Annotated in this window: 16 protein-coding genes; 5 read left to right on the forward strand and 11 right to left on the reverse strand. The window is 47.6% G+C overall.

Features of this window, described 5'->3' with window-relative positions; translation table 11 throughout:
* Positions 1 to 7: 7 nt before the first annotated feature.
* From QM657_RS05075 to rpsO, 5 genes are all read right to left on the reverse strand, one after another.
* Positions 8 to 1,885, reverse strand: a complete 1,878-nt coding sequence (locus tag QM657_RS05075; RefSeq protein ID WP_415065475.1) for an ABC-F family ATP-binding cassette domain-containing protein — start codon at positions 1,883 to 1,885, stop codon at positions 8 to 10.
* Between the two features lie 18 nt (positions 1,886 to 1,903).
* On the reverse strand, positions 1,904 to 3,205 hold the full coding sequence (locus QM657_RS05080) for a DUF1576 domain-containing protein (protein ID WP_415065476.1): 1,302 nt from the start codon (positions 3,203 to 3,205) through the stop codon (positions 1,904 to 1,906).
* Between the two features lie 105 nt (positions 3,206 to 3,310).
* A complete protein-coding gene (locus tag QM657_RS05085) occupies positions 3,311 to 4,951 on the reverse strand; it encodes an amidohydrolase (protein ID WP_415065477.1) in 1,641 nt (546 codons plus the stop codon).
* Positions 4,952 to 5,040: 89 nt separating this feature from the next.
* Positions 5,041 to 7,161 (reverse strand): polyribonucleotide nucleotidyltransferase, encoded by a 2,121-nt coding sequence (locus tag QM657_RS05090; RefSeq protein ID WP_415065478.1) that lies wholly within the window; start codon positions 7,159 to 7,161, stop codon positions 5,041 to 5,043.
* Positions 7,162 to 7,342: 181 nt separating this feature from the next.
* A complete protein-coding gene (gene rpsO, locus QM657_RS05095) occupies positions 7,343 to 7,609 on the reverse strand; it encodes a 30S ribosomal protein S15 (RefSeq protein ID WP_415065479.1) in 267 nt (88 codons plus the stop codon).
* A 350-nt stretch (positions 7,610 to 7,959) separates the two neighbouring features.
* On the opposite strand from rpsO, the gene QM657_RS05100 reads away from it, so the two are divergent.
* Positions 7,960 to 10,128, forward strand: a complete 2,169-nt coding sequence (locus QM657_RS05100) for a methyl-accepting chemotaxis protein (protein WP_415065480.1) — start codon at positions 7,960 to 7,962, stop codon at positions 10,126 to 10,128.
* 188 nt (positions 10,129 to 10,316) lie between these two features.
* On the forward strand, positions 10,317 to 12,890 hold the full coding sequence (locus QM657_RS05105) for a PAS domain S-box protein (RefSeq protein ID WP_415065481.1): 2,574 nt from the start codon (positions 10,317 to 10,319) through the stop codon (positions 12,888 to 12,890).
* Positions 12,891 to 12,906: 16 nt separating this feature from the next.
* Here the strand turns inward: QM657_RS05105 and QM657_RS05110 are convergent, their stop codons facing one another.
* Genes QM657_RS05110 through QM657_RS05135 form a run of 6 tightly spaced genes read right to left on the reverse strand, consistent with a single transcriptional unit; the run spans position 12,907 to position 19,730 of the window.
* Entirely contained in the window at positions 12,907 to 14,238 is a 1,332-nt protein-coding gene (locus tag QM657_RS05110; RefSeq protein WP_415065482.1) for an amidohydrolase, read from the reverse strand.
* Between the two features lie 6 nt (positions 14,239 to 14,244).
* Positions 14,245 to 15,948, reverse strand: a complete 1,704-nt coding sequence (locus QM657_RS05115; RefSeq protein ID WP_415065483.1) for an adenine deaminase C-terminal domain-containing protein — start codon at positions 15,946 to 15,948, stop codon at positions 14,245 to 14,247.
* Positions 15,949 to 15,960: 12 nt separating this feature from the next.
* Positions 15,961 to 17,016: an ABC transporter substrate-binding protein gene (locus QM657_RS05120; protein ID WP_415065484.1), complete on the reverse strand. Its 1,056-nt coding sequence runs from the start codon at positions 17,014 to 17,016 to the stop codon at positions 15,961 to 15,963.
* Positions 17,017 to 17,074: 58 nt separating this feature from the next.
* Entirely contained in the window at positions 17,075 to 18,109 is a 1,035-nt protein-coding gene (locus QM657_RS05125; protein WP_415065485.1) for an ABC transporter ATP-binding protein, read from the reverse strand.
* 12 nt (positions 18,110 to 18,121) lie between these two features.
* Positions 18,122 to 18,904, reverse strand: a complete 783-nt coding sequence (locus QM657_RS05130; protein WP_415065486.1) for an ABC transporter permease — start codon at positions 18,902 to 18,904, stop codon at positions 18,122 to 18,124.
* The gene (locus QM657_RS05135; protein WP_415065487.1) at positions 18,897 to 19,730 is read right to left on the reverse strand and encodes an ABC transporter permease; all 834 of its coding nucleotides are present in this window, start codon (positions 19,728 to 19,730) and stop codon (positions 18,897 to 18,899) included. The genes QM657_RS05130 and QM657_RS05135 overlap by 8 nt, the downstream gene beginning before the upstream one ends.
* Before the next feature lie 224 nt (positions 19,731 to 19,954).
* On the opposite strand from QM657_RS05135, the gene QM657_RS05140 reads away from it, so the two are divergent.
* The 3 genes from QM657_RS05140 to QM657_RS05150 all read left to right on the forward strand — a co-directional run bounded on the left by QM657_RS05140 (position 19,955) and on the right by QM657_RS05150 (position 22,461).
* On the forward strand, positions 19,955 to 20,908 hold the full coding sequence (locus QM657_RS05140; protein WP_415065488.1) for a LysR family transcriptional regulator: 954 nt from the start codon (positions 19,955 to 19,957) through the stop codon (positions 20,906 to 20,908).
* 99 nt (positions 20,909 to 21,007) lie between these two features.
* Complete coding sequence (locus QM657_RS05145; protein WP_415065489.1) at positions 21,008 to 21,517, forward strand: hypothetical protein; 510 nt, start codon at positions 21,008 to 21,010, stop codon at positions 21,515 to 21,517.
* A 26-nt stretch (positions 21,518 to 21,543) separates the two neighbouring features.
* Entirely contained in the window at positions 21,544 to 22,461 is a 918-nt protein-coding gene (locus tag QM657_RS05150; protein WP_415065490.1) for a ketopantoate reductase family protein, read from the forward strand.
* Positions 22,462 to 22,575 lie beyond the last annotated feature (114 nt).

Consider the following 22,575-nt stretch of genomic DNA (forward strand, 5'->3'; position numbering starts at 1 on the left):
CCCTTTTTTATAATCCTGTTTCCACATCATACCACTCCAGGCACAGCTCATGCCACTGTTCCCAGGCTCTCTCCCATTCCTCTTTCAGCCTTTCATACTCTCCTGCCTTTTCCCACGGCATTCCATTCCAAAAGCCCTCTGACTCTCTCCATTCTGTCTCCATGGCTTCCAGCCGCTCCCATAACTTTCCGGCCCTGTCCCTGACAGGCAAAAGCCGTTCCATCACCAGCCTCAGCTTCCAGTCCAAATAGGCTTCCTCCTCAGGAATCTCCCGCAGCCTGTGGCGTTCCGCCTTTGGAACAGCCCTCATTCCTGCAATCAGCGCCTGTTCCTCTGCCTTGACCTGGGCTGCTATGCCCTCTCCGCTCTCTGATTTTCTCATCCGATCCAGATAGTGCTCATAGCCAAAGGGATAATAGTAGACGGACTGTCCTTCAAAGATCAGCACCGATTCTGCCACCCGGCTTAAAAAGTAGCGGTCATGGGATACAAACAGCATGGTTCCCTGATAGGCCTTAAATGCGGATTCCAGGGTTTCCTTAGCCCTGATATCCATGTGGTTGGTGGGCTCATCCAAAACCAGGAAATTAGGCCTGCTCTGCAAAAGCTCCGCTAAAACCAGCCTGGACTTCTCTCCTCCTGACAAAGAATCCACCCTTTTCCCCGCTTCCTTTCCTCCAAAGAGATAGGCTCCCAGAATACTTCTCAGCTCCTTTTCCGGCAAAGACGGAAAGAGCTCCCGAAAATGCTCCGCCACTGTTTTGTCCGAGTGAATCTCTGCGGAGTGCTGGTCAAAATATCCTATGGTGATCTGATTCCCTATGGAATATTCTCCGGAAACAGGCGGAATCAGCCCTGTCACTGTTTTTAAAAATGTGCTCTTTCCCGCTCCGTTTGCCCCAATGATTCCGATTTTCTGGCCCCTTCGTATTCTCATGGTGATTTCCAGAAGAGGCGTATCGTAGCCGATTTTTAAATGCTCTGATTCAAACACCCATTTGCTGCCGGGAAATTCCGGTTCCAAAGGCAGGGTAAAGGGGCGGATATCGTCCTCTTCCGGCTTGGGAATTAATTCAAACCGCTCAATTGCCTTCTTTTTAGACCTGGCAAAGGAAGCCTTGCTGGGCTTGTGTTTAAATCGCTCAATCACCTCATTTAAGCGCCTGATCTCCTCCTGCTGCCTTTCATAAGCCTTTGTCCTGATCTTAAGGAACTTTTCCTTCTCCTCCCGGTAATGGCTGTAATTGCCCGGATACCGGGTCAGCTTGCCTCCTGACAGCTCATACACTACGGTTGCGGTCTGATCCAGAAAAAAGCGGTCATGAGATACCATGACCACTGCTTTTTCATACTGCTTCATATACTGCTCCAGCCACTCTGCCGCTTCAATATCCAGATGGTTGGTAGGTTCATCGAGAAGCAAAATATCCGGTTTTAAAAGAAGGTGGCGGATCAGTGCAATCTTCGTCTGCTCCCCTCCGGAAAATTCAGAAAGCCTCTTTCTTTTATCCTCTTTGGAAAAGCCCAGGCCAGTAAAAAGCCTGTCATACTCCTTTTCAAATTCAAACCGCTCCACAGCATAAGGGTCCGTACAGGGGCAGGCTGATAAAATCTCCTCTTCCACAGTCCTGTCCTTATTTAGAAATGCCTGCTGCTTTAAATATCCCACTGTCAGCTTTCTGGAGCAGACAATTCCGGGGCCTTCTCTTTTGTCATCCCGGTCCAAGTCCAGTTCTCCGGCAATCAGCCTTAAAAGAGTGGTTTTCCCTGCCCCGTTTTTGCCTGTTACTGCAATCTTTTCACTGCCGTGTATTTCAAAATCAATGTGCGACAGAATCACGTTCCCGCCTGCGGTCACTGTTCCGTCTTTAATCTGATATAGCATGTTCTGTCCTCTGTTTGATTATAATGAGTCGTGGAGCTTGGCCCTGGCCTGTCTGTCACGAATCGACTGGAGCACCGGTACCATAAAGGTCGCAATGAGCCCGCCTGCAAATCCGTTGTTGTAAAGGTTCATCCCTCCATAGACAATGCCCACATTTAAAGCGGCTGACGAATGGAGAAATCCGGCTATGATTCCGGCTATGATCCCAAACTCCCCGGCAACCGGCGCAAGAGTGGTGGAAAGCAAAAGAGCCAGGATAGCACTTGGGTCCGTAATGGTCCAGTTCTTGACAAGACCGCCCAGAATCACTCCCGTCATAATGGGCAGAATGTTGCGGATGTGCTTACCTGTCGCGCTGAAACCGACAATGGTTAATATTCCGCCTATTGTAGGCCCGTTTAAGTCTCCGCCCACTGCCAAAAGTATGAGGGTGGCGGCGATCCCGTTGATTCCCATATTGAGAAGAGTGGGGGCAAAACCTTCGCTCTTTACATAGTCGGTTCCGCCAATCCCATAAGTTTTCAGGATTTCCAGATACCCTTTCACCACATCCTTTGAAATGCAGAAGGAAAACACCGCCATTCCGGAAAACAGCAGCAGAAGAAGCACTGCAAAAGCCCTATTCTGGCCTGTATACCAGATCAGTCTGGCCTCTGTTGAGATGCCAAATGATTTCATCAGGGATACCACAATGGTCGCAATGATTCCTGAGGAAAATCCCACATTATAAAGGGAATAACCCTTATGGGCGTAGTGGGTATGGGTGGACAGAGGCGGAAGCACAAAGCCGATGAAGAGTCCCGCAGTCAGGCTCAGTAACAGTCTGACCCCCAAAGGAAGGGTGACCACATGCATGATCTGGGTGATGATGGGCGATAAGCAAGTCCCGTAAAAACCCACATAAATGTAGCGTGACAAGGAAGTTTTGTGATAATAAGAATACAGACAGACGCCCATCATGATGGACCATATATTCAGAATATTCTTTCCGAATAAGGAAAATCCAAACATGAGAAAGCATGAAGTTATCGTATGGCCGCTTATCTCCATACCAAGAAAATACACAATTGCAATGCTCAATAAAGTAAGTACACCTGCGTTGATAAATGCGGCTCCCACACCGCCAATGGCAAAATAATCTGTAATCAGGAAATCCGGCTCCCTGACGATCGTAATGATACCCTTCCAGATTCCATCAAACGGCTGCAGCAAGAAACCTGCAACAATAAAATAAACCGGCACCAGGGCAAGAATCTGGAATTGTGTGCGCCTTGAGAGCGTTTCACAATTTCTGATTTTTAATAAGAGTTGTCCTGTCATGTCGTTCCTCTCTTCTATATAATTTTCTCTACCAGAGATATTTTATCATTTTTAAAAAAGAGGTTCAACACTTTTTTTACTGGTTGAACCTCTTTTTTTCCGGAGTTATCTTCTTTTTAGTCCACCAACCCCATTAAACACGCAGATTCCATCCACAAATGTCCGGCACACTTCCACATCTTTAATCCTTTCCGGCCTGCAATACCTCAAATCCTCTGCCAGGACAGTAAAATCAGCCGTCATGCCAGGCAGGAGCATCCCCTTCTCATTCTCCTCAAAGCTGGCTCTGGCTCCCAAGGACAAATACGTTTCCAGCGCTTCCTCCACCGAAAGGGCCTGATCAGGAAGAAAAGCCTTGCTTCCATCGAGAGTCGTTCTTGTCACGGCGCACTGAATTCCTGCCAGCACATCGGGATTTTCCACCGGAGCATCAGAGCCGTTGGAAACCTCCACCCCCATATCCAGTAGGGTCTTAAACTGGTACGTCTCTCCTGCCCTCTCCTTTCCAAGCCTGTCCTCTACGATGTGGTTATCGTAATCCAGAAAAATGGACTGCACATAAGCGTGTAAATCCAGCTCCTGAAATTTCTTCAAAAGCTCCTTTGTGGTGATCTGGCAATGGACAATTCCATGGCGCAGCCTGTTTCCCTCTTTTCCCGTCCCAGCCTTTTCAAAAGCCCGGACCGTCATATCCATGGCCCGGTCCCCGATGGCGTGAACAGCGACCTGAAGCCCGTGTTCAGCCGCAAAACAAATCTTCTCATCGAGCTCTTCCTGGCTGTAGATGGAGATTCCGCAGTTGTCCGGATTTTCAGCATCATCGGCATAAGGCCGGCTTAACAGGGCGGTTCTGGCCCCCAGGGAGCCGTCTGTGAAGACTTTTAAGGGACCGATGGTAAAAAAACGGCTACCCGCTCCCGTCCGGTATCCCCTGGAAACAAAATCCCTTAAAGTGTCCATGCCCGAAAGAAGGCACTGTTCATATACCTTTACCGTCATCAGCCCCTGGGACTCCAACTCCCGGTAAGCATTTATTACCTCCTCATAGGAAACCCCTGAAAACGCCTCTAAATCATCACTCTGAACCGATGTAATTCCATTTGCGTTTAATTTCTCCATGGCAGTCAGGATATATCCCTTAATTTCCTCCTTCCCCGGAGGTGGAATAATCCGGCTCACCATGTTGATCCCATATTCACGGAGCACTCCCGTAGGCTCTCCATTTTCATCAGTGTCAAAGCAGCCTCCCTCCGGCTGAGGGCTGTCCCCTGTAATTCCAGCCAAAGCAAGTGCAGCAGAATTGACACAGGCCACATGGCCGCAGGCGCGGTATAAAATCGCCGGACGCCCTTTTGTGACCCGGTCCAGATCATACCGGTTGGGGAATCGCTTTTCATCCTGGAAATAATCGTGATTCCAGCCCCGTCCTACAATCCAGCTTTCCCCATGATCCGCCATATACCCGGAAACCCGGTCCAAAACATCAGCCATGGACCAGGTGGCAGAAGCCAGGTCCACTGTTGCCAAGCTGTATCCGTATTCCAAAAGATGCATATGGGAATCCACAAATCCCGGAACCACAAAACGGCCTTCCAGATCGTGCCACACTGCCGGGCCTTCCTCTTCCCAGGCTTTCATATCCGCCCTGTCGCCCACGGCTCCAATACGCCCGTTTTCTACCCCAATCGCAGACACATACATGCCTTTTTTGACATAAATCACTGCATTATAATAAATATCTTTCATAATACCTCCTGGTTTCCGGTCAGCCAATGCAAAAACAGGCAGCAGACAGAAATGGTTCTGTCCACTGCCTGCCATAGGCATAAGCCGGATTATTGGGATTCTTTTGCTGTTTCTGCCTTGGGATTTAAGTCGCTGGGCTTCATGCTCAAATTGATTCTGCCCATCTTGTCAACTTCCATTACCTTGACAGTCACTTCATCGCCGATATTTACCACATCCTCCACCTTTGCCACTCTCTTATCAGAAAGCTTGGAAATGTGGACCATACCGTCTTTATTAGGAGCCAGTTCAACAAAGGCACCGAAGTTCATGATTCTCACTACCTTGCCGGTGAATACCTGGCCTGCTTCTATCTCAGTCACGATGCTCTTGATGATCTGGATTGCACGGTCAATCATCTCACGGTCAGTTCCGCATACAGCTACGTTGCCGTCGTCAGAAATATCGATCTTCACACCGGTTTCATCAATGATCTTGTTGATCACCTTACCCTGCTTTCCTACCACATCGCCGATCTTCTGAGGATCAATGGATATCTGGTCGATCTTTGGAGCATATTTGCCCACTTCTTTGCGTGGCTCTGCAATGGCCTTTGCCATAACCTCATCGAGGATGTAAAGCCTTGCCTCTCTGGTGGTGCGGATAGCCTCCTCAATGATGGGTCTGGTGAGGCCGTGAATCTTAATATCCATCTGAATGGCAGTGATTCCCTTATGGGTGCCGCCAACCTTAAAGTCCATATCGCCGAAGAAATCTTCCAGTCCCTGGATATCGGTTAAAACGATATAATCATCATCGCTGTCTCCTGTAACCAGACCGCAGGAAATTCCTGCAACAGCAGCTTTAATAGGAACGCCTGCTGCCATCAAAGCCATGGAGGAGGAACAGATGCTGGCCTGAGAGGTGGAACCGTTGGATTCCATTGTCTCGGATACGGTACGGATGGCATATGGGAACTCTTCTTCTGAAGGAAGAACCGGAATCAACGCCTTCTCTGCCAATGCTCCATGACCGATTTCACGGCGTCCAGGTCCTCTGGAGGGCCTTGTCTCTCCTACGGAGAAGGACGGGAAATTATAATGGTGCATATATCTCTTAGAGGTTTCCATATCGTCAATGCCGTCTAATTTCTGGCGCTCTGACATAGGAGCCAGAGTACAGATATTTAAAATCTGGGTCTGACCGCGGGTGAACATGGCGGAACCGTGAACTCTTGGAAGCATGTCGATCTCTGCTGCCAGGTGACGGATCTGGTTCATGGCACGTCCGTCAGGACGCTTGTGATCCTTTAAGATCATCTTGCGGACAGTCTTCTTCTGATACTGGTAAACAGCCTCTCCCAGCACTGCCAGCCACTCTTCCTTATCAGCAAAAGCTTCTTCCAGCTTCTTTGTGATATTTCTCAAGTTCTCTTCTCTTACCTGCTTTTCATCAGTAAATACGGCAGCTTCCATCTCTTCCGGAGTGACGATTTCCTTAATGGCTGCAAATAATTCTTCCGGAACAGCACAGCTTGTATAGGTATGCTTTTCTCTTCCGCATTCTGCCACAATGGTATCGATGAATTTGATGATCTCCTGGTTTACTCCATGAGCCTTGAAAATGGCCTCGATCATGGTATCTTCCGCAACCTCGTTGGCTCCTGCTTCGATCATGATGACCTTTTCTCTCGTGGAAGCAACGGTAAGAGCCAGATCAGAAGCCTGCTTCTGAGCCTGGGTCGGGTTGATGACCAGTTCTCCGTCCACCAGACCAACCTGGGTGGAAGCACATGGGCCGTCAAATGGGATGTCAGAGATGCAGGTTGCGATGGCAGAGCCTAACATGGCTGTAAGCTCCGGGCTGCAGTCCTGGTCTACGGACATAACGATGTTGTCCAAAGTTACGTCATTGCGGTAATCCTTTGGAAACAGAGGTCTCATAGGACGGTCAATGACACGGGAAGTGAGGATAGCATTTTCAGATGCTTTTCCTTCTCTTTTGTTAAAGCCGCCTGGAATCTTTCCAACGGCATATAATTTCTCTTCATATTCCACGCTCAAGGGGAAGAAATCAATGCCATCCCTTGGCTTATCAGAAGCAGTTGCAGTGGCTAATACCACAGTATCTCCATAGTGCATAAGTACTGCACCGCTGGCCTGCTTTGCTACTCTGCCGACATCAACAGTCAATGTTCTGCCAGCCAGTTCCATACTGAAACTCTTGTACATAATTCAGGTATCTCCTTTTACATTTACATTTTTTATAATTAACAGCAGAAGGTCCGAAACTACTGATCTGGATACAATTTATTATACCCACATCAGCGGTCTCGGTAAATGCTTCTGCTTTTAATATTCTTTCTTCATATAGACAGATAGGGTGGAGAACTTCTCCACCCTAAATGGTTTATTATTTTCTGATTCCCAGCTTTTCGATCAAAGAACGATATCCTTCCAGATCTGTCTTCTTTAAGTAATCAAGAAGACCTCTTCTCTGACCAACCATCATCAGAAGACCTCTTCTGGAATGGTGATCTTTTGGATTCTGCTGAAGGTGACCAGTTAATTCTGTGATTCTCTCTGTCAGAATTGCGATCTGAACTTCCGGTGAACCTGTGTCTCCGGCCTTTCTGCCGTATTCTGCAATAATAGCTGCTTTCTTTTCCTTTGAAATCATGATGATTTCCTCCTTGTTCTTTTCTTCTCACCTCATACCAAGTATCGGTTGGAGTATCCAAAATACCGGGCAACGGCGCATATTTACACCAACATATTTTATCACAATCCCAATTCCCTGTCAATCCGTTAAAGCTCAAAAAAAGTTAGCAAAAAAGTTTCTTTCGTAAAATCCCCGGATTCCCTGTCGAATGCTGTTGATTTCCGGCATATTATGTGTTAAATTATATAAAATTATTGGAAATCCAGGGGGAAAAGTTAATTATTTTAGTTACATTTTATGAATTTTCATATAATTTAACAATTATTTGAAACCCACGTTAAATTAATGCAAAGAAGGAGTGTTAAGCTATGCCGAAACAAAAAGAAGACAGCCGCCATCATCAGGGCGGGCGGGGCTTTAAAACCCTGTTTTCCAAAATCCTGATATTTGTAGGAGGACCTATTGTTCTCGCTTATGTGATTGTCGGAGTCGTCATCACAAGCCTGGTGGGAACCACAGTTACCCGTCTTACAAATAATGAACTGCGTTCCGAGTCCCTTGCGGCCTCCAACGAAATCCAGGCATACCTGGAAAAATTTTATGAAATAACGTTCCAGGTTTCCATGAACAGCCAGATAGTAGGAATGTTCGAATCGATTGCCAGGGGCGATGATATCCGCCAGGCCAAAGATTTCCAGCAGGTAAAACAGACCCTGGAAAATATCCATAAAGCAAATCCGGACTCCATATTAGCCGCCTGGATCGTGGACCTGGATTCCAGCCAGCTTGCAATGTCAGACGGATATGTGGCGGACTCCAGTTGGGATGTGACTACACGCCCCTGGTATCAGCAGGTTACCGCAAAACAGGATACTATTATCACAGAGCCTTATGAGGACAGTGTTACAAAATCACAGGTAGTCAGCATTATTTCCCCTGTATTCAAGCCAGGCAGCCAGGAGATCATAGGAGTTGCGGGCCTGGATTTCATGTTGGACGGTCTGTCAGCCACCATAAAATCCTATATATTAAGGAACACAGGCTTTTACATACTGTCCACAGAGGCTGGACAGCTTATCTACCATCCGGCTTCCGAATTCATCAATAAGAACATTTCAGAAACAGATATGTCCGATAACATTAAAAATGCATTTCTGGAAAAACGGGAGGGCGCTCTGGAATATACCTCTCACGGGGTAAACAGCCACGGTTATGTCCAGTCCATCGGAGACACGGGCTGGGTGGTTGCCACCGGCCTTCCTGACGATGAATTTTATCAGGAGTACAACGGAGTGCGGATCACTCTGCTGATTGTTTTTGCCGCTGCTGCAGCGGTCATCCTTCTCATGCTTTCACTCATATCCAGGCAGATCGTTCTGCCCATCAAGTCCCTGACCAGGACTGCCAACCTGATTGCGGATGGAAATCTGGATGTGGAGGCCAAGGTCCTTTCCCAGGATGAAACGGGGCAGATGGCAGAGGCCATCAACCGGACCGTGGTACAGCTTCGCCAATACATTGCATACATAAAAGAAATCACAGACACCCTTGGAAGCATGGCTGACGGCGATATGCGCATTCATTTGCAGCAGGAATATACCGGCGAGTTCGCTTCTATCCGGTCTGCCTTTGAAAACATTTCCGTTTCCCTTAACGATTCTCTGACGAAAATCAACATCGCAGCAGAGGAAGTGAGCATTGGGGCCGAACAAGTTTCAAGCGGAGCCCAGGCCCTTGCATCAGGAGCCACGGAACAGGCCGCTTCTGTAGAAGAGTTAAACGCTTCTGTAGCAGAAACCGCCAGACAGGCAGAGGAAAACTCTGCAGCCGTCAAAACCGCAGCTCATTATGTGGAACAGGCCGTAACCGGTGTCAATTCCGGAAACGAGCATATGAAACAGCTTACCGGAGCAATGGCTGATATCAGCTCTGCTTCCAGCCAGATCGCAAACATCACCAAGGTGATCGAAGATATTGCATTCCAGACCAATATTCTGGCACTCAACGCAGCCATTGAAGCGGCGCGGGCAGGGGAAGCCGGAAAGGGCTTTGCCGTAGTGGCCGATGAGGTCCGCAACCTGGCTGCCAAATCGGCAGAAGCCGCCCATCAGACCGCCTCCTTAATCCAGACCTCTGTGGAAACCGTGGAAAGAGGCTTGATCTTCACCTCAGACACTGCAAAGATTCTTTTGGAAGTGGAGACTATGGGAAGAGCCATCAACGAAAGCTTTGCAAAGATTGAGCAGGCCTCTGCAGACCAGGCCTCTGCCATCGAACAGATCACCATGGGGCTGTCCCACATTTCCGCAGTCGTGCAGACCAATGCCGCCACAGCGGAAGAAAACTCTGCCACCAGCGAGGAAATGTCAGCCCAGGCAGCCACTCTGCGCAGTGAAGTGGGCAAATTCAAGCTGACTTCCGGTGAAAGGCATACTTCTGATGAAGGGCGTACTTCTTCCCCTTCTCCTGAAAGAGCTTTTTCAGAAACAGATGAATGGGCCTTTGAGCCTTCATCCGGTCCAGGAAAATATTTTTAAATCTCAAATCAGGCCCTGCTGCATCAAACAGATGCTTCAGGGCCCGATTTATGTCGTTTTTTAGGAGGAATGTTCATAGAATATTTATTGAAATTCACGCTTTATTGTGGTAAATTAAAAAGAACATGAAACAGGAAAATACTGGAAACTATATTTGATTCAAATAAACGTTTTTACAGGGGGGACAAATGATTTTATGTGAAAATGATATACAGCAAAAACAAAGCGCAATGTCTTTTGGCATCGGATACGTAAGACTTTTGATAGATGAACGAAAAGAACCGGTGGATTTTGTATTTGAGGAAATCAATCCCGCTTTTGAAAATCTGACCGGCTGGACCAGGGAAGAAGTCATCGGAGTCCCGGCTTCCGCCTTTACCCGCATGGCAAAAGAAGGCATGATATACTGGCTTTCTCTTTACTCAACGGTCCGGTGTTCCAATAAAACCCAGGAAACTACCCAATGGATAGATGAATTGCAAAAATATATCACGATTACGGTCATCCCTGCAGCAGGGGTATCCCTTATGATCGTAGTGAGGGAGTCCGGCGAAGAGGCTGTTTCTCTTGCCCAGGATAAAGAGACGGCTCATATTCTGGAAGTCTTAGAACCCTTGTTCAGCAATTCCAGGGACGCCGTCAGTCTTCTGGAATACAGCAGCGGCAAATACTTCTACGTACAGAACAATTCCGTCCATCAAGAGCTCACCGGCACCTCAAACGTCAGAGGAATGGAGCTTTCCAATCTGGTGGGGCGCTATACAGGAAAGCAGCTTCAAAGATATTATGAGCAATGCATGAAGACAGGACGGCCTGTCAGCTATGAACAGGAATTTAACTTTGCCCCAGGAAAGCGGATTTGGCAGACAGAGGTGTCTCCCATATTCGGCTCCAACGGCATCCGCTATCTCCTGCTTCTCAGCAAGGACATGTCAGAGCTGAAACGGGTGCAAAAGGACAATGAGCTTCTTTCCCGGAGGCTGAAATCCATGTTCACCCAGCACAGCGCCATTAAGCTGATCTACGATCCCGATTCCGGACAGATTGTGGAAGCCAACCCTTCCGCCTGCCGGTTCTACGGTTATACAAAGGACGAGCTCTGCAGCATGATGGTCCAGGACATCAACATGCTTCCGCCTGACAAGCTGAGGGAGAAGTTTCAAAGTGAGCTGGCGGGAAGAAACTATTTTTCCGCTGTCCCATACCGGCTGAAAAATGGGGAAATCCGTCTGCTGGATGTATATTCCTGCCCCATTTCCGATGGAAACCGCACCTTAATCTATTCCATTATATTTGATGCTACAGACCGGGAAATCTACCGGAGCGCCTTATTAAAGGAAAAAGAGCTTCTCAAAACCACGCTCCAATCCATCGGGGATGGAGTTGTCACCACCGATAAAAGCGGCAAAATCACCAGCCTAAACAACGTGGCCCAGGAGCTGACAGGCTGGGATAATTCCTCAGCCGTTGGAAGGCCGTTTACCGATGTGTTTGTATTAAAAAATGAGGATACAGGGGAAACGGTGGAAAATCCGATTCAGAAGGTTCTGGATACGGGCCGGATCATCGGCCTGGCCAACCATACGGAGCTGGTACGCCGCGACGGCCATGCCATTCCCATTGCCGACAGTGCAGCCCCCATCCGCACGGAAGACGGGCATACCGCAGGAGTTGTCATGGTATTCCGGGATGTGAGCGATGAAAAAAAGCACAACAGGCAGATCGAATACTTAAGCTACCACGATTCCCTGACCGGCCTTTACAACCGTTATTATATTGAACGGATTTTAAACAGGCTGGATACGCCGGAAAATCTTCCTATTTCCGTTATCATGGGAGATGTCAACGGCCTCAAAATTGCAAACGATGTGTTCGGCCACAATGCAGGAGATATTATGCTCCAAAGCGTAGCCAGACTCCTGGAAAAAAACTGCGGGGAAAATGATTTAATTGCCCGCTGGGGAGGGGATGAGTTTGTGGTCTTCCTGCCCCGTACCAGCGCAAAAGCGGCTGAGCGGATTATCCGGAACATCAAAAAAGCTCATATCGCCATCAATGAAAGCGGACTCTTCTTAAGCCTGTCCCTTGGCTGTGCCAGCAAGGAGTCCATGAGAGACGGCATTCAGTCTGTCATGAGGGAAGCGGAAGAATACATGTATCATCAGAAGCTTTTAGACAGCCAGAGCTACCGCAATTCCATCATCAACACCCTTCTCGCCACCCTTTATGAAAAGAGCAATGAAACCGAGGAGCATTCCAAGCGTCTGGAGAAATACTGTCACTGTGTGGGAAGAGAGCTTCAGCTTTCCTCAAAGGAAATGGATGAGCTTTCCCTTCTCTCCCTGCTCCACGATATCGGAAAGGTCAGCATTGACCCGGCTGTTCTGCAAAAAACAGGCGCTCTCACCCCGTCGGAATGGGAGGAAATGAAACACCATCCGGAAATAGGCTACCGAATCGCTCAGGCCACTCCTGAGCTCGCCACTGTCTCTCACTTCATCCTTTCCCATCATGAACGCTGGGATGGAAAGGGATATCCTCAGGGACTGAAGCGGGAGGAAATCCCTCTCATCTGCCGCATCCTTGCGCCGGTTGATGCCTTTGACGCCATGACCAATGACCGGGTGTACCGGAAAGCCATGAGCACCGAAGAAGCCCTTCTGGAGCTGGAAAGAAATGCGGGCATTCAGTTTGATCCAAATATTACATATGTTTTGATAAAAGCGATTAAAGCGGAGAAAGAAGCTGGCAGGGTTTTATAAATTCTGCCGGCTTCTTCTATTTATGATAGCCTTTCATATAGGCTGCAAATTCTGTTTTCTTCATTTTAGCGGAAAGCTCTTCCCTGATTTTTCCCATATCTGCCTTTAAAAGCTTTTTATCTCTTACCAGACATTCCCCCGCCACATACACGGCCTCCACATTGGAAGGGCCTGCGCTGTAAACCAGGGCAGAATAAGGATCATAAACCGGAAACATGTTGGGGGAATCCGTCTCTACCAGAACCAGATCCGCCTGCTTTCCAGGCTCTAAAGAGCCGGTTTTATGGTCAAGGCCCAGGGCTTTTGCTCCTTCTGCGGTAGCCATTGCCACAATGGTTTCCGCCGGAAATGCACTCCTGTTTCTCGTTTCGGTCTTGTGGAAATCAGCAAAAAGTTTCATCTGTATGAATAAATCAAGGGTGTTTCCGCTGGCCGGACCATCGGTGCCAAGTCCTACCGTGACCCCGCAATCCGCCATAGCGCTGACTGGAGCCACGCCCTTTGCCGCCTTTGTATTGGAGCCAATGCAGTGGGCTACCTTGGCCCTTTTGTTCTTTAAAAGAGAAATATCTTTTTCATTCAGGTGGATGCAGTGAGCCAGCAGGGTATTTTCACCCAGAACTCCGATGCTGTCCAGATACTGTACAGGAGTCATGCCGTATTCTTCCCGGAAATAATCCATTTCATAGTCCATTTCCGCTGTATGAAGAGTAAAGGCTGCCCCTAAGGAAGAGTCCAGAAGATAGGCTTTCTGAAGAAGCTCCATAGAGCAGGTATTGGTGCCGTGGGGGGCCACACAGGCTGAAATACGGGGATGGGATTCATATTTTTTTATCAGTCTCTCCCCATATTGAAGGGCTTCCCATGGATCATCAAAATCACAGGCTCCCTCTTCCATAATGGTCTGCCCTGCAATTCCTCTCATCCCCATTTCATCCATAGCCCTTGCAGCTTCCCCTTCATAGTAGTACATGTCAAGCACCGTGGTCACTCCGCTAAGAAGCATTTCCCCGGCTGCATAGCGGGTGGATAAGTAAACCAGCTCCTCATCCACTGACTTCTGTTCCATGGGAAGAAGAAATACACGCAGTCTGTCCTTGCAGTCATCTCCAAGCCCCCGGAACGGGATCATTCCCATATGAGTGTGAAGATTGACCATGCCGGGCATGAGGAGACCGCCTCTGCCGTCAATCTGTTTTGTATCCGGAAATCCGGCTTCCTTTGGAAGCTCCTCCATGGGACCTGCCGCTGTAATGATGTCATTTTCAAACATCACAAAGCCCGGAGCATGGATTTCTCTTTTTTCATTCATGGTTACTGCTGCCACATTTGTAATTATCGTTCTCACACTGCTCTACCTTCTTTTACTCTCATATCGTTCTACAAGGGGAATTTTCCGCTTTGTCTTCACATCAAACAATCCTTTGTCACTCAGCTTCAATTCCGGAGAAACTAAAAGGGTCAGGGTGGAAATGGACATGATCTCATTGCTGTTTTCATATCCCATGGCCTGAATCTCCTCTCTCACCCCGGCCATTTCAGCAGCCAGATCGGAAAGGCTTTTATCAGACAGAATACCGCCTACAGAAAGGGCCGCAGAAGCCGTCACCCTGCCGTCTCTGACAGTCACGTATCCTCCCTGCATGTGTACCACCTGGTTTTGGGCCAGCACCATGTCTTCCACAGAGCTTCCGACCACCAGCAGATTGTGGCTGTCATGGCTCCAGGTGGTTGCCACTGCGCCGGGAATCTTAAAACCATGTTCCACAAGCCCATAGGAAACATCACCGGTCTTTCCGTAGCGCTCAAATACAGCCGCCAGACAAAGCCCTGCATCCTGCCAGCAAAGGCATTTGTTCCGCACCGGAATCTCTCTCTTTACATGCTTTGCCCTTGTTCCAAAGCCCTGAATCTGCATCACATTGACCACTGCTGTCCCCTCGGTGATTTCACACCGGTCCAGCTTAAAGTCAGAGGACAGGGCAAGGCGGCATTTGACGGACTGGTAAAAATGGTCGGGAAAGACTGCTCTCCGGGCCTCAGAATCCTTTTCATATTTTTTCCCGCTTTTATAGACTGCCAGGGGAACAAAATCCTTTAGATCCTCGATGATCACGAAGTCTGCCAGCTTTCCGGGAGCGATCATTCCTCTGTCAGAAAGACCCATTCTGCGGGCAGGTGTCAAGGTGGCACAGTAAACTGCCTGTTCGGCTGCCATTCCCTGCTTCACGGCAAGAGAAAGGATTTTATTCAAATGGCCCTCCGCCAAATGGTCCGGCATGGTGTCATCGGTAACCAGGGCGATGTTTTCGTAAAGCCTGTGGGATACAACGGTTTTTATCACATCGGGGGTCAGGGATTTTGCCTGTAATTCCAGGAACATGCCCATATCCGTTTTTTCCAGAACAGAGTCCGGAGTCTGCTGGGTATGGTCCGCATCAACGCCTCCCCGGATAAAAGCAGCCAGCTCAGCTCCTGTCAGGGCCGGACAATGGCCTTCTATCTGTAAGGGCCGCTCTGCCTGGGTGCACAGCCTGACAATCCGTTTAATCAGGGTATCTTCCTCAGAAACCAAATCCAGATCATTCATCACCTCTCCCAGACAGATGACCCTGCTGTCCTTTAACAGCTCCCTCACTTCCTCTTCCCCGATCTGCCCGCCTGAGGTTTCCAGGCTGCTGCTGGTAGACGGGACGCAGGAAGGGATTCCATAGTAAATATCCAGGTCTGTTTCCTGGTTCATAAAGCTTTTGATTCCCTCCAGCCCGCATACATTGGCGATCTCATGAGGGTCTGCCACCACGCAGGTGACTCCCCAGGGCAGGACTGCCCTGGAAAATTCTGCCGGATGGGTCATAGAGCTTTCAATGTGCATATGGATGTCGATCAGTCCGGGGATGATATATGTTCCTGTACCGTCCACCACAAGGTCTGCCTCATATGAGGAAGGGGAAATGTCGTAAAACCTTTCCCCAACCACCGCAATGTCCATTTTTTCAAAACACTGCCTGTATGTCCGGTAGACCCATCCATTTTGAATTAATAAGTCAACCTTCATATTTTTCTTTCCTTAGCTGTTAATAATACGGTTCCACTGGTCAATCCAGTCGCTTAAAATGGGATTTACAAAGGAATAATCCAGAACCTTTGCATTTTCTGCAGCAGGGCCGTAAGTCATATTGGCTGCCTGGTCCTCTGCAATTTTCACCTGATTATTGGTAGGCGCTTCATTTAAAGCCTTGCTGGTTTTCTCCTGAAGTTCTTTGCTCAAGCGGTAGTTAATATACTCATATGCCAGATCCTTATCCTTGCAGTTTTTGGTAATGCTGATGGTATTAAAGTTGGCATAAGTCACGTCGGGAGTTGCATATACCAGGCTGGGATTTGCTTCCTGAATGGTAGGAACACCGAAATCACCTACAATGGCTGCCTTGATTTCACCGGAAGTGAACATATTGATCAAGTCAGAGGATTTTGCATAGGTCTTTACAATATTTGGCTTCAACTCTTCCAGAGCCTCAAATGCAGCCTTTCCGCTGTCACTGGCTACATCAACGCCCTTGTAATCGCTTGCCATATATACCATGGCAGGGCCAAAGGTGGTGGTGATGTCCGGAATGGCGATGCTTCCTTCTAATTCTGCCTTCCATAAATCGTTAAAGCTTGTGATCTCAAATCCAACTGCTTCAGGGTCATACATAATACCGATGCTGTTGATGGTATAGGCAACGCCTTGTCCGGCATCTGCCATGGACTTTGCAGCTCCGATCAGGTACTGGCTGTTTTCGATCTTGCTTAAGTCCAGGGGCTCAAACAGACCTTCTTCAATTCCCTTGGCAGTCATGGCCTGGGACAGTTCAATGACGTCAATGGTGCTTTCAGCATCTGCGGAAAGCTTTGTATAACGCTCATTGGTGCTTCCTGTTTCCGTTACAATCTTCGCGTTAAACTGGTCCTCAAAAGGCTTGTAAACCTCTTCTGCAGAAATATCTTCGCTTAAGCCGTAGGTGGACAACACCAGGTTCTTTTCTTCGCCTCCGCTCTTTTTCTCCTCCGGGGCTTTTGCGCCGCCGCATCCTGACAACAGGAGAGCCGCACACAGGGATAATGCCATCACTTTTTTCATAATTTTAATCCTCTCTTTTTTATAATTGACCGGCTTTATGAGCCGAAGTTACCCGTTTTTAAGAAACGAGAATCAGCTTTTGTTCGGGCAGGTAAAGACGGATTCTGCTGCCTTCTTCATAAGTTTCCTCTGACGGCCTGTTCACCAGGAACTTTCCTGCATCGGTTAAAACCTCATACTGATAGCTCTTTCCAAGGAATGTCCGGACACCTACTGTTCCTTCCAGGATATTTTTGCTCTGCCCCTCTTCTGCCACCCGGATGTCCTCAGGGCGGATGGTGCCCATGCAGGCGCCTTCCCTGTTTCCTGTCTCAACGGTAAATGCCGCTCCGGATTCTGTTCTGTATCCATCGCCGTCTCTTGTCAAGGAAAGGAAATTTTCAAACCCGATAAACCTGGCTACAAATTCCGTTTCAGGCTTTTGGTAGATATTTTCCGGGGTATCAAACTGCTCGATCACCCCCTGGTTCATAACCGCCACTTTATCAGATATGGAAAAGCATTCCTCCTGATCATGGGTTACAAATAAAGTAGTGATGCCAAGCTGCTTCTGGATTCTCTTGATCTCCATCCGCATGTTGATGCGAAGCTTTGCGTCTAAATTACTGAGAGGCTCGTCCAGCAGGAGAAGCTTGGGCTCGATTACCAGAGCTCTGGCAAGAGCCACTCTCTGCCTCTGCCCTCCGGACATCTGCTGGGGAAAACGGCCCCCGAATTCCGTAAGATCACAGACCTCCAGAATCCGTTTTACCTTCTGATCGATCTCCGCCTTGTCCATCTTTCTCATCTTAAGGCCAAAGGCCACATTGTCATAAACGCTCAGATGAGGAAATAAGGCATAGCTTTGAAACACGATTCCAAAATTCCTTTTGTGGACCGGAACCTTGGTCAAGTCCTCTTCGTCCAGGGAGAAAACACCGTTTTGAGGCTCAATAAATCCAGCCACCACCCGAAGAGTTGTGGTCTTTCCGCAGCCGCTTGGCCCCAAAAGGGAAACCAGTTCCCCTTGCTGCACTTCCAGATGAAGTCCCTTTAAAACCTGCTTCTTCTTATCATAACAGACATCAATATCTTTCAGGCTCATATATGCCATGATCTTATCCTCCTATTTCGCCAAAGCGGCAACTCCCAGGGTCTTATCCACAATTACCATAATCAGAACGGTCAAAGCCATTAAGATCACAGAAACAGCCGATACGGTAGGGTTATAATTATATTCAATGTAATTCATCAAGGTCGCCGGAAATGTGGATATGCCGGGGCCCGACAAAAACATGGAAACCGGGATATTGTTAAAGGAGTTGATAAAAGCCAGCATAAATGCGGCCGAAATTCCCGAAGTGATATTGGGAAGCACCACCCGGAAAAATGCGCCTGTCTTGGAACATCCCAGACTCCAGGCCGCTTCTTCCATGGAAAAATCAAACTGGTCCAGGCTGGACCCCACCACCCGGATCACATAAGGAAGAGTCACCATAAAATGCCCTGCCAGAAGTCCTAAAAACACCGGAATCCTTAAAGACAGCACCAGAAACTGATAAAGGACGAAACCGATTACGATTCCCGGCACAATGGTAGGGGAAAGGAATATGGATTTTAACAGCTCCCTTCCCTTCATACCGGACCGGGCCAGGGCATAAGCAGCAGGAATGCCTGCAATCAGAGCCAGTATTGTGGCAAAAAAGGCGATCTCCAAGCTGGTTAAAAATGAATTCCGGAAGGATTTTGTTGCAAATACATTGACAAACCATTTCACGGAAAAGGATTCAATGGGAAAGGTAATGGCGCTGCCCTTTCCAAAGGCAGTGACCGTAATAATAATCAATGGAATGATTAAAAATGCAAAAACCAGCGTAACAAAAGCAGTGAGAATTTTACTTTTACCCATGGTTTCCTCCTCTTCTGTCCAGTCTGGCGGCCAGGGCATGAAAGCCTTTGATCACAGCCAGAGTCACGACAATCATAATAAGGGAAATAACAGCAGCTCCATCCCAATCTCCTACAGTCATGGCTCTCTGGTAGATAAAGGTAGCCAGAACCATGTTTTTATTGCCTCCCAGAAGCTGGGGCGTGGTATAAGCTGTCAACGTCCCGGTGAACACCAGAATGCCTCCTACAATAATGCCCGGCAGACTCATGGGAAAAATTACCTTCATAAAGCCTTTCAGCCTGTCCGCTCCCAGACTGAGGGCCGCTTCCATCATATCGTCTCCGATGTTTTCCATAATTCCCGCCACGGTAACGATCATAAGAGGGAGAAACAGGTACACGGAACCGATGATGATGGCAAAATCCGTATACAGAAGCTTCGCAGGTTTTTCCGCAAATCCGGCTGCTATGAGGAATTTATTGATAATTCCATTACTTCCTAAAATATTGATCCAGGCAAAGCTTCTGATGACAGAGTTGGTCATCAGCGGAAAAATGGAAACCGATAAAAGAAGGCCTCTCCATTTTTTTCTGCACCGGCTGATAAAATAAGCGGTGGGAACTCCTGCTGCCATACAGACAGCCGTAGTCAGGACGGCAACCTTTATGGTCCTTGCAAAAATCTTCCGGTAATACTCATCCTGGAAGAATTCCACGTAAGCGCTGAACGGATAATTTCCGGTATGAAAAGACGGAATCAATACCCTTAACAGCGGAAGGAACAGACACACTGCCAGAATCACAAGCCCTGGCACAACCATTGCAAATGCGCTACTTTTTTTCATCTCGACCTCTCCCTGATCTCCTTGTTTCCTGCCCTCACATCGGGGGCATCATGGTATATCTGTATTTTATTGTTTTTCTTATAATTACTTATAAGTATAATTAATTTATATCTATACTTTTATTATATTTTATGATATAATATACGTCAAATACATATAATCTATATTTTCTATGCATTAAAGCTATAGTAACAAATTAATACCTGTACAAAGGGGACCTATTCATGGAATTAAAAGAAGCCAAATACATTCTGGCAATAGCCAGACACAAAAGCATCAGCAAGGCTGCGGAAACCTTGTTTATTTCCCAGCCCTCCTTAAGCAAGTATTTAAAAAATCTGGAGCAGCAGCTTGGAACCCGCCTTTTTGACCGGGTGGGAAACGGCTATTATCCCACTTACCTGGGGGAACGCTACATCTACTATGCGGAAAAAATAGTGGAATTCGGTACAGAATGGGATATTGAGTTTGATGACATCATGCATCAGGACCATGGCCGTTTAAACATTGCCATTCCCATTATGCTGGGAAACAGTTTAATCGGGCCCACCTTAATGAGATTCCATCAATTGTATCCCCATGTGATAGTCAATATGATGGAGGAAGTCAGTTTTGTAGCGGAACACACCCTGACTGATCACACCATAGATTTGACCTTTTACAATGTCCGCCAATTCCCCGACGACCTGGATTACCAGATTATAGGAAGGGAAGAAACCATACTGGTCATGTCCTCTTCTAACCCTCTGGTTAGGAAATCCGTTTCTAAAAAAGGATTTCAATACCCCTGGATCGATTTAAGACTTCTGTCTGAGGAGGCCTTTATCCTCCTCTATCCCGACCAGAATACGGGAGGGCTGGCCTTAAAACTCTTTCAGGATTATGAAATGGAGCCGAATGTCCTTCTGCATACCAGAAACAGCGAAATGTCCATCCGCCTTGCCAGGGAGGGTCTGGGTGCTGCATTTGCTCCCGAAAGCTATTACCATTATCTCGAAAGCCGGGAGCCGGGAGACTCCGTCTGCCTTTCTATTGGAAAGGAAAGGGTGGAAAACACCCTCATCGCTGCCTACCGGAAAAACCGTTACCTTCCTAAATACGCCAAGGCTTATCTGAATATTCTGGCGGAACACTACAGGAACCACCGGCGCAAAGGGGGAACCGTGATTCTTCCATAATCTTGGAAACGTTTCAATGCTTTCCTATTCAGTTGATTTATGTTAATATAGAAGGCAGAGAATTCTTAACATAAAATCGACAGACAAAGAGGTGACATCATGAGAAATATCCGAAATACTCTATTTCTCTTATTCCTGCTCCTGCTTACCCTCACCGGATGCCAAAGCCAGGAAAAAACTGCTTCCAAAAATCCGCCCGGCATTGGAATTGATGTGGAAAAGGCGGAATCCGTCTCCATCTACTACCGCCCTCTCTGTTACTCATTTTTCAGTGAAGACAAAGATATCATCGCTGAGACAGCCGGACTTTTTCAGGATTTTTCTCTGGAAGAGGTTTCTGAAGGGGACCTGGATCAAAACACTGTTTATGAAATCTATTTTGCCAGCGCAAAAGAACAGGTTGCCGCCATCAATGTAGATGGAAACAGCACCTTCTATCTTCCGGAAACCGGAAAATATTACCGGGTTTCTGACGGCACTTTTCATTTAGAAACATTGGAGCAGCTTTATAAGGAGGGTTTCTCCGCAGAGCAAAGAGCGAACCCCTTTGGGGGTGAAAACAGCATAAAAACTGATGGTTTTGATAACATACAGAATCTGGTTCCATAAGGCTTATTTGAAAGGGGAGAATTGTTATGAATAAAGATACAAAAAAGACCGTTATTGTAGGGCTGGGTGCACTTGGAATGCTTTATGCCGGGCAGATCAGCCGGACTCTCGGCCCGGAAGCGGTTTCTTTTCTTGCAGATAAGGAAAGAATGGAGCGTTACCGCAAAATGCCTTTCACCATAAACGGTGAGCCTTGTTCATTTTTGATTGAGGACTGTGAAGAGGCCAAACCGGCAGATTTTGTCATTGTGGCAGTTAAATACACTGGCCTCGCTTCCGCATTGAAAACCATGAAAAACAGCGTTGGCCCGGATACTACCATCATATCGGTTATGAATGGAATCGAAAGTGAGTCTATCATTGGAGAACGGTTTGGACATGAAAAGGTTTTATACTGCATTGCGCAGGGAATGGATGCCATGAAGTTTGGGCCGGCATTTACGTTTACCCATTGCGGGGAGCTTTGCCTTGGTGTGAGAATGGAGGGGCAGGAAGAACGGCTGAATGCCCTGGCCGCTTATTTAGATCAGGCAGAGGTACCCTACCGGATAGAGGAGAATATTGAGAAACGTTTATGGGGGAAATTCATGGTGAACGTGGGGATCAATCAGACCTGCATGGCATATGAGACTGATTATGCTGGGATTTTAGCCCCCGGTGAAGCCAATGATACCTTACTCGGAGCCATGAGGGAAGTGATTGATCTCTCTCAGAAAGAGGGAATCAATTTGTCGGAAGAAGATTTGAACTATTACATTGACCTGATAAAAAGCCTTCCCCCCAAAAGCGCCCCTTCCATGCGCCAGGATGGAATTGCCCGCCGTCATTCTGAGGTGGAAATGTTTGCCGGTACGGTGCGCCGGCTGGCGGCAAAACATGGGTTAGAGGTTCCGGTTAATAACAGGCTTTATGAGAGGATCAAAGAAATGGAGTCCGCTTATTAAAGGCAGATTTCTGATCAGAGTGTTTATTTTAGCATCAAAGCTTTTATTCCACAAATCGTAAATCAAGGATAATATTGAATTATCCTCTACTTTATGATATACTATAACCACAAA

This window comes from Lacrimispora sp. (assembly GCF_047605665.1).
Lineage (GTDB): Bacteria > Bacillota > Clostridia > Lachnospirales > Lachnospiraceae > Lacrimispora.

What these genes read in the sequence shown, in the direction of transcription:
- QM657_RS05130 (WP_415065486.1), bottom strand. Translation starts at nt 18,904, where the DNA reads ATGGGTAAAAGTAAAATTCTCACTGCTTTTGTTACGCTGGTTTTTGCA.
- QM657_RS05090 (WP_415065478.1), bottom strand. Translation starts at nt 7,161, where the DNA reads ATGTACAAGAGTTTCAGTATGGAACTGGCTGGCAGAACATTGACTGTT.
- QM657_RS05135 (WP_415065487.1), bottom strand. Translation starts at nt 19,730, where the DNA reads ATGAAAAAAAGTAGCGCATTTGCAATGGTTGTGCCAGGGCTTGTGATT.
- QM657_RS05150 (WP_415065490.1), top strand. Translation starts at nt 21,544, where the DNA reads ATGAATAAAGATACAAAAAAGACCGTTATTGTAGGGCTGGGTGCACTT.
- QM657_RS05145 (WP_415065489.1), top strand. Translation starts at nt 21,008, where the DNA reads ATGAGAAATATCCGAAATACTCTATTTCTCTTATTCCTGCTCCTGCTT.
- QM657_RS05085 (WP_415065477.1), bottom strand. Translation starts at nt 4,951, where the DNA reads ATGAAAGATATTTATTATAATGCAGTGATTTATGTCAAAAAAGGCATG.
- rpsO (WP_415065479.1), bottom strand. Translation starts at nt 7,609, where the DNA reads ATGATTTCAAAGGAAAAGAAAGCAGCTATTATTGCAGAATACGGCAGA.
- QM657_RS05125 (WP_415065485.1), bottom strand. Translation starts at nt 18,109, where the DNA reads ATGGCATATATGAGCCTGAAAGATATTGATGTCTGTTATGATAAGAAG.
- QM657_RS05120 (WP_415065484.1), bottom strand. Translation starts at nt 17,016, where the DNA reads ATGAAAAAAGTGATGGCATTATCCCTGTGTGCGGCTCTCCTGTTGTCA.
- QM657_RS05080 (WP_415065476.1), bottom strand. Translation starts at nt 3,205, where the DNA reads ATGACAGGACAACTCTTATTAAAAATCAGAAATTGTGAAACGCTCTCA.
- QM657_RS05100 (WP_415065480.1), top strand. Translation starts at nt 7,960, where the DNA reads ATGCCGAAACAAAAAGAAGACAGCCGCCATCATCAGGGCGGGCGGGGC.
- QM657_RS05140 (WP_415065488.1), top strand. Translation starts at nt 19,955, where the DNA reads ATGGAATTAAAAGAAGCCAAATACATTCTGGCAATAGCCAGACACAAA.
- QM657_RS05075 (WP_415065475.1), bottom strand. Translation starts at nt 1,885, where the DNA reads ATGCTATATCAGATTAAAGACGGAACAGTGACCGCAGGCGGGAACGTG.
- QM657_RS05105 (WP_415065481.1), top strand. Translation starts at nt 10,317, where the DNA reads ATGATTTTATGTGAAAATGATATACAGCAAAAACAAAGCGCAATGTCT.
- QM657_RS05115 (WP_415065483.1), bottom strand. Translation starts at nt 15,948, where the DNA reads ATGAAGGTTGACTTATTAATTCAAAATGGATGGGTCTACCGGACATAC.